Below are 12,618 nucleotides of genomic sequence, written 5' to 3' on the forward strand. Positions count from 1 at the left end.
TGAGCAGGTATTGGATCACTATGAAACCGGCATAAAGACCAATGAAACCTTGGCCCCTCAACTTGAGAATGGCATTGTATTAAGTGCCACCGAAAGAACACAACTATTGGCTTTCCTTAACAGCCTTAACGATTATAATTTTATTACAAATCCAGCCTACCAAAAATAGGTTTACAACCATGAAAAGACTCACTATTTTAGCCATCACCCTGTTGACATTTTCCTTTTTACCAAAAGAGGCCAAAGCATGCGATAGCTGCAACTTTTTTGAATACAGCCTCTTGCAAAACAGAAGCTATTTTGGTCTGTTTTACAGGCACCGCAGTTTTGGGGATTACACACAGTATGGGAATACCACCAATCAAATCACCACGGCCAATGTATCAAACGCTGCTTTTGAAAACAGCCTTTTTAACAACTATACGCCCAATGCTAGGACCTTATCTGCTACTATCCCTGATCAGGTAGTTATGCACGAACCGGAAGGCAACGCGCTCTATGTCAACAAAACAAAAATGGATTGGGAAACCTATGAAACGGTAGAGTTGAGAGGGAATTTTATGCTAAAAAACAACTGGAACTTCGCCTTTCTTCTACCCTACGAATCCAATATTGTCTATTATGAAAAATTGTTAGATCTACCCAATCCCGTTCAGGATACTACCATAAGTGTAAAAGGTTGGGGGGATTTGACTTTAGCTGCTGATTATATTCATTACATCTACAACTCCAAGGCAAGACACACCTTCCGGCCAGGAATAGCCGTCACTGCTCCCACCGGACAATCAAGACGAATTTCCAATGGTGAGCAACTTTATGATCCGATTATCCAGCCCGGCACAGGTTCCTGGAGTTTGATTGGTAGGATGAATTACCAGTTGTTTTATACGAAAACAGGCGCGAATCTTTCCTTCAGCTATAAAACAGCCACTGAAGGTAGCCAAGAATACCAATTCGGAAACAGTTTTAATGGATCTGCTGTAGGCTTTCATCAATTTACCTTTCAAAACAATTGGATTTTGGTCCCCAATCTTGGTGGATATTTTGAACATGCAGCGAATGATACTTGGGAGGGTGAAAAACAAGCCCTAACAGGCGGTGATGTGGTATTTGCACAGGCAGGAACAGACCTCAACATTAAAGATTGGACTTTAAGCTTTGTTTGGCAGACCCCTTTGTCACAAAGTTTAAATGGAAATCAAATCCTTCACAAAAATCGCCTAAGCATTGGGGTAATTAAATCTTTCAAATTGTAAGAGAAAGGTGGGGAAAAAATTAAAAAATATAAAAAAAAGTAGGTATTGGTAAGCTTCAAAAAATCCCAAAAAATTCAATAGTTTCCAGCGCATAAACCAAACGCTTAGAATCTTTTCAAAAAATCAACTCAACACTTTCTTTTCGGTTTTAACATTGTTCCAGAACAAATAACCAAATCCTAACTGAGGAACAATTATCAACACTACATGAAGAAAATTCACCCCACCACTAATGGAAATATTTAAATTCAACAGATTGGCAACAGCCAGTATCAAAACCAAAGATACCAGAGCAAAAAGATGGGCCAACATTAATTTTTTTTGACTTTTCATAATCTTAAAATTTACTTTATTAGAGCTATTAAAAATAATCAGTGCAGTTATTTACACTTGATGACATGACAAAATTGGGACATAAATTCCGTAAAAACAAATCACCTAACCACACCTAATCCCTTTGTATTTCAATGTTTTATGAGATTACCCATTACAAAAAACCTTAATTGCAAATCGTTTTACTTAATTTGCATTTCACCTCAAAAAAACTTTTTGAAAAAAATTCATTTATTTTTTTTAAGGTTAAAGGGGTAGGTTGAAAATCCGATAATCATGTGAGTTACTTGAACCAAACCTCTTTCAGTAAGGTCAATTAAAGCCCAAAACCGGCTCACTTTTTAGCATGCCGAAACCCGAAGTCTACTTGCCCCTTTCATATAGGTATTGGAACCAATACCGGATTACAAGGGTCCTCCTTATTGGCATTCCCCTTTTTATAAGCAAGTAAATCCCCCATTTCCCAGATATATACCATTATAGACTCCAATTTTTCAACTACCAGGTTTCTTTCCCAATAATTGATGCTATTTTTGTATTTTGGAAAGAGAAGTATGACATATCAAATCAAGGCCTTTGAAAACGGTATTAGAATTGTTCATCAGGAAGTAAGCAGTACCCGTCTGGTTCATTGTGGATTTATTCTTGACATCGGAAGCAGGGATGAAACGGAGGAACAGGTTGGCTTGGCACATTTTTGGGAACACATGGCTTTTAAAGGCACTCAAAAAAGAAAGGCTTTTCACATCCTCAATAGACTTGACTCTGTAGGTGGAGAGCTCAATGCTTATACTACCAAAGAAAAAATATGCTTCTATGCAACAGTGTTACAGCAACATTGGAACAAAGCAGCTGATTTACTTTGTGACATCACTTTTAACAGCACCTTCCCTCCCAAGCAAATAGAAAAGGAAAGGCAGGTGATATTGGAAGAAATGGCCATGTACAGAGATTCACCGGATGATGCTCTCCAAGATGAATTTGACAGCTTACTCTTTCCCAACCATTCTCTAGGCTATAATATTTTAGGTACCGAGGATTCTGTAAAAAGTTTTACTCAAAAGGACTTTATCAATTTTATTGCGGAGCATTTGGATACCTCCAAGATGGTATTTTCGGTAGTAGGCAATATCAGTTTTAAAAAGGCTGTCAACCGGTTGGCTCCTTTATTAAGCAATATTCCCGCCAGCCGAAGCGCTAAAAAAAGGGTTCCTTCCTTGACCTATGAACCAAAATCCAATGCTTTTCATAAAGACATCAGCCAGGCCAATTGCGCCTTAGGCAAACCGGCGCTCTCCATCCATGATTCCAGGAGGTATAAGCTTCACCTGCTCAACAATATATTGGGAGGCCCAAGTATGAATTCAAGGCTCAATATGGCTTTGCGGGAAAAACACGGCTTGGTATACAGCATAGAATCCGTTTATCAGGCTTTTACAGACACTGGCTTTATTGGCATCTATTATGGCACTGAAGAAAAAGCAGCAGCCAAAGCACGGAAAATTGTTTTAAAGGAAATTCAACGTATTTGCACCCGAAAACTCGGGAGTATGCAGTTGCACATGGGCAAGGAACAAGCCATTGGGCAGATGGCCATGGCTGAAGAAAACCATGCAGGACTAATGCTGGTATATGGCAAAAATCTTTTAGACAAAGGTAAAATTGAACCTTTAGAAGCCATTTTTTCAAGCATACGGTCTTGCACAGCTGAAGAACTATTGGAACTTGCCAATGAAATATATGATATAGATAAATTTAGTTTTCTAACCTATCTACCCAAATAGTCACGATGGACGAAGAACTATTAAAATATTGTGAAGACCACAGTGGAAGTGAAGACAAACTACTTCAGTTGATCAAAAGACAAACGCATTTAAAGGTTTTGAAACCTCGGATGCTGTCCGGCCACCTGCAGGGAAAAATGCTGGAAATGTTTGTAAAAATGACAAGCGGTATAAATGTTTTGGAAATTGGTACGTTTACAGGTTATGCATCCATTTTTCTCGCCAGAGGGCTAGCTCCCGAAGGTAAACTGACAACAATTGATGTCAACGAAGAATTGGAAGAAATGGTCCGTGGTTTTTTCAAGCAATCAGGCCTTGATAAAAAAATTGATTATAGAATAGGCAATGCCCTTGAAGTGATCCCAACCTTAACGGAGCCTTTGGACTTTGTGTTTATTGATGCTGACAAGCGCAACTATGTCAATTACTTCGATTTGGTGGTCGACAAAATGAGGCCCGGGGGATTGATATTGGCAGACAATATTTTATGGTCCGGAAAGGTCTTAGAGAAGAACCGCAAAAAATTGGATAAAAACACCGCCACGATTTTGGCGTACAACGAGAAAGTAAACAATGACCCAAGAGTTGAAAATGTAATTTTACCGATAAGGGATGGCATCATGCTTGCCCGGAAGCTTTAACCGGAATCAAAGAATGAAAAAAACAGTAATTGCCTTTTTAATATTTTTTATCTATCAAAATGCACCGGTACTTGGGCAGACACCACAGGTCCCCCGAATCATTGAGTTTGCAGGCTTAACCTTAAAGCTAAATGATGCTGCCAGAAAGGATATCCAAGCAGATGTAGATGCACAATATAGAAGTGCCTCTCATTTTCAAGTAAAGCTGGATCGGGTAAACCTTTATCTACCCATCGTCGAAAGGGTCCTTAGGGAAGAAGGTGTTCCTGAAGATTTTAAATTCTTGGTCATCCAGGAAAGCAGTCTGATTTCAGATGCCGTCTCTACTTCCAATGCAGTTGGTTTCTGGCAATTTAAAAAAGGCACCGCGGAAGAAGTTTTTTTAAGAGTGGACAATGAGGTGGACGAAAGAAAAAGTATCGTTTCTTCAACGAGGGGAGCCGCCAGGTATTTAAAAAAGCACCAGAAGTACCTGGACAACTGGGCCACCACCTTGGTGTCTTACCAAATGGGTTTAGGAGGGGCTAGGCGCTACTATAAAGACAAGTATAAAGGTCACCGAAACATGGACATAAGCCGCGGGACCTATTGGTACCTAAAAAAGTTTTTGGCGCATAAAATCGCTTACCAAGGCCAGCTTGGGAAAATGGTCAACAATGGAAATTATTTACATGAATATCCTGTCAAAGGGCCTACCAACCTTAAATCTGTAGCAAAAACCTTGGGGGTAAGTGAAAGTCATTTAAAGGAATATAACAAATGGTGCTTGAGAGGGAAAATACCCGGTGACAAAACCTATACCATTACTTATATATTAAACGGTATTGTTCCCGAAAGGCCATTGCTCACCAATAATCCGCCTTCTACAAATAATGCAGGATTGCTTGCAAACAGTGCCAATGCTTCCGGTTTCCCAAAAATCACCGGAAACCTAGGCAATGCCAATCAGGCCAATCAAATAAAAATCAATGGAATTAAAGGTATTATTGCCATTGCCAATAGCCAAAGTCAACTGGCGATTCAGGCCGGCATAAGTGAAGGGAAGTTAAGGAGGGTCAATGATTTAAAAGCGTCAGATCCCATTCAACCGGGAGCCTATTATTATACTAAAAACAAAAAAAGCAAAGCCAAGACAGCGGAACATGTGGTTCAGCCGGGAGAAACCCTTTGGGAAATCTCTCAACGGTATGGAATCAGAAAGCATTCATTAATGGCCAAAAATAGGATTTATAAAGATGAGCAGCTTTTGCCGGGAATGGTATTGCGCTTAAGAAAATACTATAAAAAAGACGAAAGTATAAAGCGCGTGAAACTGAGTCCTGCTCCTATCCAAGCTGCTGAGCCCGGAATAGAACAGAGAAGGCAGCCAGGTGCTCAAAAAGCCCAACCAAGGGTAGAGGTAAGCCCTTCAAAAAAAGATCCTGTGCCTACGGCTCCGCAAGCCCCCAAAGAAACAAAAGAGACTTATCAGGAATATCAGGTAAAACCGGGAGATACCCTCTACTCTATTTCAAGGGCTTTCGCTGTTAAAGTAGAAGAATTAAGGCGTTGGAATAATATTGGTGAAGATAATCTCCTTTCAGTGGGACAAAAACTGGAAATCAGAAAATAAATAAAATTTTTGACTGTATATTTGCATTTCACTGTCTATTAATCATGAACATCAAATTTGTATTCGTTCTATTCTTACTATTTGCAGCCAAAATCAGCACTGTTTCGGCGCAGGACGCCCTCTCTAAGGCGGACACGGTAATCATAGGTGGTGATACATTGATCATGTTAGGAGACTCTCTGATTTTCACTACAGAAGAAGAGCCCATATATTGGAAAAGAGGAGGTAATTTTAATTTAAGCTTGCAGCAGGTAAGTCTAAGCAATTGGGCTGCCGGTGGAGCCAGCTCTTTTGCCTTGAATACCGGACTCCAAATTTTCGCCAATTACAAAAAGGAAAACATTATCTGGGAAACCAACCTTACTTTGAATTATGGAATCAACCGGCAAACAGGTAGGGCTTATCCCACAAGAAAATCGAACGACAACTTTATTTTTATCAGTAAATACGGTAGGCAACTTAGTAAAACAATTTACCTTTCCACACAGATTGATGCCCGAACCCAATTGATTGAAGGGTATCGTTATTATCGTGAATCGGGAGCTGATCGAGACAGTAGAAGCCGCCTTTCAGATTTCCTGAGTCCGGGTTATGTTCAATCTTCAACCGGTCTGAACTATCAAACTACTTCAAAAAACGGAGCCAAATTCTCATCCATTTTATCTCCTTTTACAGGGAGGTTTACCGTGGTATTGGATGACTCTCTCAGTAGGGCAGGAGCATTTGGAGTTGTACCCGGTGAGAAAGTAAAACCTGAGGCAGGTATATCTTTGAATACCACGGCCGATTTTAAAGTCATGGAAAATATCAATTGGAAAATGGATCTAAACCTCTTTACCAACTATGAGAAACTGGGAAATACCGTAGTCAATTTTAACTCTGTCATTAGCTTAAAGGTGAATAAGTACATCACCACCAGAATTGCTACAATCATGATCTACGATGAGAGTGTCTATGTACCACAAGATGAGGGCCCAGCCACCCGGGCCATACAGCTTCAAAACCTCATCAACTTTGGCATTGGTTTAGATTTTTAAACCCAAAAACTCATCTCAAAGGTTTCAATTGAAGATTTCATGCCCTTGAGATGCTTTCTTCTCCTCTTTTATTTTCAAATGGAGCAAGCCTGATTTAAGATATTACCAATCATTCTACTTCTAACCTGAGTTCGACTTAAAATTATTAAAAAGCTCTCATTCCAAGGCTTAGGGAGGCATTTGAATAGGGGAAGATGTGGAAATCCCCAAACTATACGAGAATTCTTCACCCTTTCCTACCTCTGCAGGTTATAAAAGGTTCGGATGAGAGGTAGCCGTTTTTATAACGCCCATTTAAATCGAGCTCGTGCTTATATCTTGATTCACACTTCTGTGAGAAGAGATAAGAACTTTTGACATGGGGATGGGAAAAGCCATGATTAGGTTTTAAAAATCCGCTTGTAAACCAAAACGTTTTTTCAACTCCTTAAGGGCTGGGGATTTTTCCATCAGATAAGTAAACTTCTCTCCTGCAGTATAAAGGTTTTTTATTGGATCTTTTTCATGTTCGGTGATCTCAAATGTCACCTCCACATCCGGATGCCTCAATTTTCTTCTTAGAATCCCGGTAAGTTCAGGTTTCAGTTTAGGGAATAAATCTTCGTGCAAACCACTGCTTAACATAAAGACAACCTCCTGACCTCTGACCTCAAAGGGTTGATTGAGCAAAGCCATTTCCATATTTTTATGGTCTTCTCTAAACTCATCCAGCACTTCGGCAAAAACATTTTTAACTGTATCCTGATTGATTGGCTGTCGGGGTAGGCTATCGTCCAGCACAGGAGCAGCCACTTTGGTGCTTTCCTTTTCGGCCAACTTTTCTGCAGGCTTCGCTTTAACCTGATTTTTAACGGCTTTCAGGTTTGAAGGAATGGCGATTGTCTTTTTGATGACTTGAGCTGGGGCAGGCTGGGTTGAGGTTTTAGCATTTCCTGCAGCTTCCGCTTTTACTTCAGACTCATTTGCTAGGCTTTTTTTTGCCTCTTGGTCAGAGACTGCTGCCAAAGAGATGGCATGGGGCAACTTGGCCAACTTCATCAAAACCAATTCCACATGTAATCTCTGGTTTTTACTGGCTTTGTAAGACAAGTCGGCTTGATTGCAAATGCTTAATCCGGACAATAAAAAGGACAAAGGACTATTAGCTGATTGTTCCACATACCGTGCTTTGGCAGTTTCAGAAACCTGAAGCAAAACAGCGGTATCAGGATCTTTGCAGACCATCAATTCCCTTAAATGCTCACTTAAGCCTACAAGGAAATTATGTCCATCAAAACCCTTTTTAAGAATTTCATCAAATATCAGCAGGGCTTTGGAGATGCTTTCTTCCAAGAGCGCATCAGTAACTTTAAAATAATAATCATAATCCAGCACATGTAGATTGTCAATTGTCTCCTGATAGGTGACTTTTTTCCCTGCGGAAAAAGTAACAATCAAATCATAGATAGAAAGGGCATCTCTAAGGGCCCCATCTGCCTTGGTGGCGATCAACCTTAGTGCTTCGGTTTCATAATCTACCCCTTCTTCTTTTGAAATGTATTCTAAATGCTGGCTAATGTCCTGAATCTGAATCCTATTGAAGTCAAATATCTGACAACGAGAAAGAATGGTAGGAATAATTTTATGCTTCTCAGTGGTCGCAAGAATAAAAATTGCGTGTTTGGGGGGTTCTTCCAAAGTCTTCAAAAAAGCATTGAAAGCTTGGGTGGTAAGCATGTGAACCTCATCAATAATATATACCTTGTATTTTCCTTTTTGAGGAACATACCTTACTTGGTCCACCAAATTTCGCATATCATCGACGGAATTATTCGATGCTGCATCCAATTCATGAACATTAAAAGAGCTATTGGAGTTGAAAGCTTCACAAGAACTGCATTCATTGCAAGCTTCCCCATTGTCTTTTCTATTTTCACAATTTATGGTCTTGGCCAAAATTCTGGCACAAGTAGTCTTACCCACCCCTCTAGGCCCACAAAACAAAAAAGCTTGCGCCAAATGCTCATTTTTTATGGCATTTTTAAGCGTAGTGGTAATATGGCTTTGCCCCACCACACTTTTAAAGTCCGAGGGTCTGTATTTTCTGGCAGAAACAACAAAATTTTCCATCACCGCAATTTATAAAATTAATCGAACTTAAAACTCACAGTTCGTCCTTTTTACCACTTCAATTTCCCTAACCTGCTGGAAACTTGAGCATTTAAATATTTTCATTTTCTAATACCAATTCAGTTTCCCTGCCCAAGCTATCCATGAATTTATTTAAATCCTTTCTCCCTACACCCATAATTAGCCAAGTTCAGGTCCAGTTATCAAATAATAATTAGCTAATTCTTCCTTTACCTTATTGGGTGGGATGTACATCCTGATCAACTCTCTTTGCTTGGCAAAACCGCAGCTTTCCAGCCAAGGATATAAATTAGCATGATGCACTCCCAAATCCAAAACCAAGTTATGGCCTTCAAAAGCTTCCAATACCCGTGAAATAAGCGCTTTTGCCGCAATATCAGTTGAGGATATCATGGGGCCTAGCTGTAAAAACTTACTACCCAACCTACAAAAGATATATCCTACAATTTTACCCCCTTCTTTTATCAGAAAGGCTCCATTGGGCAGCCTCTCAAACAAATGACGTAGGAGCTGGGTTCTGTCAGCGCCAAAAACTTTGTGATCATAGGAGATAATCTCAGGAAAATCTGCCGGGGAAACTTCTTGAACTTTCTCCGTCTCCATTTCATTTGCCGATACAGCTTCTTTGGAGCGAACCCATCTAAAAAGGGAGTACTCCTTCACAAACCCCAAATGTTCATAAACTTTTTGGCCGGCCGGGGTTGCATCCAGTTTAATGGTTTGCTTGTGCCCAATTCGCTGTATTACCTCTCGCATCAACCTTTTACTGATGCCCCTCCTTCTGTAATTTCTATCTACCAGCATCATGCCTATCCAGGCCAGTTTGTCTTGGTAACTATAAGCACAAACAGTACCCACCACCTCATCTGCTGCCAAAACTACGAGACATAAATGAGGGTTATCCGCTAAAATCAATTGCCAATCTGCTTCTGTTTGGTTCCATCCCTCTACAGTCTTTAATCGCATAGCAGCTTCAAGGTCTTTCAGCTGCATTTCCCTTATAAATAATTCTGAGTCCATTTTAACTTAACAACTTAAATTGAAATATAAACCGGTAAACTGGAATAATTAACTGCAATTGGGATTTTTTTCATATTTTAGAAATTCTAACCTACAGAAACCCAAATAACCCAACAGCGAATATGGTGAAAACCCTGATAAAACTTGAAGTACTTAAAAGAATACGAGGGACTTCTTTTGCACGAAGTTTGGCCATAGGTATATTGATGCTATTCATAGGTATTTTATTATTGGGCTATTTATTATTATTTGGGCTATTCCTAAATAGGCTCGTTACAGATGTTTTAGAAAAGCCTGACGCGATAATTTTCATCAATAGCAACCTGCTTTATTTCTTTTTATTAGAGCTAATTTACAGGTATTTCATCCAACAATTGCCCGTAATCAATCTGGAAAACTATTTGCATTTACCAATTCCCAAATCCGGGATCATACATTCTTTACTGGCCTGCAGCTTCTTGTCTCCACTTAATATAGTGGCTTTGCTAATCTTTGGACCTTTTGCATATGTTGAGGTCATGGAAGTTTATGGTTTTGCGCCTGCAATGGTCTGGCTAGGAGCAATTTTATTGACCAGCTGGTCCATGCACTGGTTTGTCCTTTGGTTTAAACAAAGGTTTGAGGACAGCCTTACAGGAACCCTTGTAGTATTCAGTGCTCTTTTGGTAAGCATAGGTTCAAATTATTTTGGTTTATATGATTTGGGTGGCTTCTTTGAGCCGGTCTTTACCTTTGCTCTTGAAAACCCTGCCCCCATCGTTTTATTAGCTATTGTATTTATTTTAAGCTATTTTCTGTGCTTTGCATTTTACAGGCAAAATGCTTATTTGGAAGAGCTGGCAGAAGGAGAACATTTACAATTTGCCAATCAGGATTTAGGCTTTTTATCAAAATTCGGACTTGCCGGAGAAATGGCAAATCTGGAATGGAAACTCATCATCAGGCATAAGAAAAGCAGGACTTATCTAATGCTTTGCCTGTTTTTCTTACTATATGGATTGATTTTTTACACCAATCCAGCTTATCGGGTAGAAACAGGGTTTAGTTATTTATTTATTTTTGTAGGCACATTCATTACGGGAATTTTCATGCTGCAATACGGACAATTATTCCTAAGCTGGAATTCACCAACTTTTGATTTCTATACACACCAAAAAAATGGATTGCGCGCATTAGTTAGAGGAAAATACTTGCTATTTAGCGGCATCTCTTTTGCCTGTTTCATCCTTTCTGTACCTTATGTTTACTTTGGTTGGAATGTACTTTTCATACATTTGGCTACGTTTTTATTCAATATGGGGGTTACCATTCATCTGGTAATTTACCTTGCACTTTGGAAACCTAAGCCAATGAACCTCAACAAAGGCTCTATATTCAACTATGAAGGTATGGGACTTTCTCAATTCCTAATGATCATTCCTTTGGTAGCCGTCCCTTATGTGGTATTCTTACCGATGGCCTATTGGTTTGGAGACTATATTGGCTTGCTGGCCCTTGGTATAATTGGTGCTTTCGGTCTACTGGTATTCCCAATGATATCTACAAAGATGGCTGATGTGGTTGTAGATAAAAAGTATGAAATTTCCGCAGCATTTCGTCAAGAATTATGATAAAGATAAAGGACTTAAAAAAGATATACGGCAGCACGACTGTCCTTAACATTCCGGATCTTACCATTCCAAAAAGCCAATGTATTGGTCTTGTAGGGAATAATGGAGCAGGAAAAACTACCTTGTTTCGCATTATGCTGGACCTTGTCAGGGCCACAGAGGGTTTTGTAAGTGTAGATGAGGAAGAGGTAAACAAAGGTGAGCAATGGAAAACCAAAGTGGGGGCATACCTGGACGAAAACATGCTCCTTTCCTACCTTAGTCCTGAAGAATATTTCAAAGCACTGATAAAAATATATAGGCTTTCTGAAGAAGACCTTCAACTGCATCTTGACAAGTTTGCTGATTTTTTTAACGGAGAGATCCTAGGCTCAAAAAAATACATACGCGATCTTTCCAAAGGAAACATTAAAAAGGTAGGGATAGCGGCGGCTCTTTTAGGAAAACCGGAAGCTGTCTTGCTTGATGAGCCATTTGAAAACCTTGACCCAAGCTCTCAAATCAGGCTGAAAAAATTAATTTTGAAAGAAAAAGAAGAAAATTTGGTTACCTTTTTAATATCAAGCCATGATTTAAACCATGTTACCGAAATCTGCGAGAGAATTGTGCTTCTGGAAAAAGGTGTCATTGTGAGAGACTTAGAAGACAAAAGTTCAATGACAGAAGCGTTAAACAATTACTTCAATGTTAGCTAATTTATCAAGACAAAGATTATGCTAGCAAACACCATTTAATCCACCCAAGGTTTTGTCAAAAAGAAACATGCCTGCATTGGTCAAAATATAGTATTAGTCCCATTTAAACTATATTGAGTTTCCCATATATTTTTTTCCGTTAAAATCGTTTAAATTACGATTTCAATTGAAACCAGAATACCTATGGCAAAAACAGAAAATCCAAATAGGAGAAAATTTATTAAAAAATCAGCATTGAGTTCGATGGCTGCACTTTTGGGTAGTAATATAGTCTTTGCCCTTCCTGAAAATTATACACCTGTTGCTTTGGAACAAGACAACGATCCGGGTAAACTTTTTGGAAAGCATAAAGACATGATTGTCTTGAATGACAAACCTTGGAACGTGGAATCAAGAGCCCATTTGTTGGACGATGATGTCACCCCTGCAGATAAAATGTTTATCAGAAATAACGGGCTGATTCCTGATAAAATCGATGTAGACAACTGGACCCTTACCGT

General features: G+C 39.3%; 10 protein-coding genes and 1 pseudogene. 8 read left to right on the forward strand and 3 right to left on the reverse strand.

Features of this window, described 5'->3' with window-relative positions:
- Positions 1–179 precede the first annotated feature (179 nt).
- Positions 180–1,256 (forward strand): hypothetical protein, encoded by a 1,077-nt coding sequence (locus tag AAC037_RS08235; RefSeq protein WP_339902531.1) that lies wholly within the window; start codon positions 180–182, stop codon positions 1,254–1,256.
- A 123-nt stretch (positions 1,257–1,379) separates the two neighbouring features.
- Here AAC037_RS08235 and AAC037_RS08240 read toward each other — a convergent pair whose 3' ends face one another.
- Complete coding sequence (locus tag AAC037_RS08240; RefSeq protein WP_339902532.1) at positions 1,380–1,589, reverse strand: hypothetical protein; 210 nt, start codon at positions 1,587–1,589, stop codon at positions 1,380–1,382.
- Between the two features lie 554 nt (positions 1,590–2,143).
- Between AAC037_RS08240 and AAC037_RS08245 the strand changes: the two genes are divergently transcribed.
- From AAC037_RS08245 to AAC037_RS08260, 4 genes are read left to right on the forward strand one after another with little or no spacing between them, the layout of a single operon-like run.
- Positions 2,144–3,373: a pitrilysin family protein gene (locus AAC037_RS08245; RefSeq protein ID WP_339902533.1), complete on the forward strand. Its 1,230-nt coding sequence runs from the start codon at positions 2,144–2,146 to the stop codon at positions 3,371–3,373.
- Positions 3,374–3,378: 5 nt separating this feature from the next.
- On the forward strand, positions 3,379–4,014 hold the full coding sequence (locus AAC037_RS08250) for an O-methyltransferase (protein ID WP_339902534.1): 636 nt from the start codon (positions 3,379–3,381) through the stop codon (positions 4,012–4,014).
- 13 nt (positions 4,015–4,027) lie between these two features.
- A complete protein-coding gene (locus tag AAC037_RS08255; protein ID WP_339902535.1) occupies positions 4,028–5,626 on the forward strand; it encodes a LysM peptidoglycan-binding domain-containing protein in 1,599 nt (532 codons plus the stop codon).
- A gap of 44 nt (positions 5,627–5,670) precedes the next feature.
- Positions 5,671–6,663, forward strand: a complete 993-nt coding sequence (locus AAC037_RS08260) for a DUF3078 domain-containing protein (RefSeq protein ID WP_339902536.1) — start codon at positions 5,671–5,673, stop codon at positions 6,661–6,663.
- A gap of 387 nt (positions 6,664–7,050) precedes the next feature.
- Here the strand turns inward: AAC037_RS08260 and AAC037_RS08265 are convergent, their stop codons facing one another.
- Both AAC037_RS08265 and AAC037_RS08270 read right to left on the reverse strand, forming a co-directional pair.
- Entirely contained in the window at positions 7,051–8,772 is a 1,722-nt protein-coding gene (locus AAC037_RS08265) for a DNA polymerase III subunit gamma/tau (protein ID WP_339902537.1), read from the reverse strand.
- Positions 8,773–8,952: 180 nt separating this feature from the next.
- Entirely contained in the window at positions 8,953–9,813 is an 861-nt protein-coding gene (locus AAC037_RS08270; RefSeq protein WP_339902538.1) for a GNAT family N-acetyltransferase, read from the reverse strand.
- Between the two features lie 122 nt (positions 9,814–9,935).
- Between AAC037_RS08270 and AAC037_RS08275 the strand changes: the two genes are divergently transcribed.
- From AAC037_RS08275 to AAC037_RS08285, 3 genes and pseudogenes are all read left to right on the forward strand, one after another.
- Positions 9,936–11,423, forward strand: a complete 1,488-nt coding sequence (locus tag AAC037_RS08275; RefSeq protein ID WP_339902539.1) for a DUF5687 family protein — start codon at positions 9,936–9,938, stop codon at positions 11,421–11,423.
- Entirely contained in the window at positions 11,420–12,118 is a 699-nt protein-coding gene (locus AAC037_RS08280; protein WP_339902540.1) for an ATP-binding cassette domain-containing protein, read from the forward strand. The genes AAC037_RS08275 and AAC037_RS08280 overlap by 4 nt, the downstream gene beginning before the upstream one ends.
- 183 nt (positions 12,119–12,301) lie before the next feature.
- Positions 12,302–12,618, forward strand: a pseudogene (locus tag AAC037_RS08285) (molybdopterin containing oxidoreductase); the annotation flags it as partial.

It is taken from the genome of uncultured Cyclobacterium sp. (assembly GCF_963976465.1).
Classification (GTDB): Bacteria; Bacteroidota; Bacteroidia; order Cytophagales; family Cyclobacteriaceae; genus Cyclobacterium.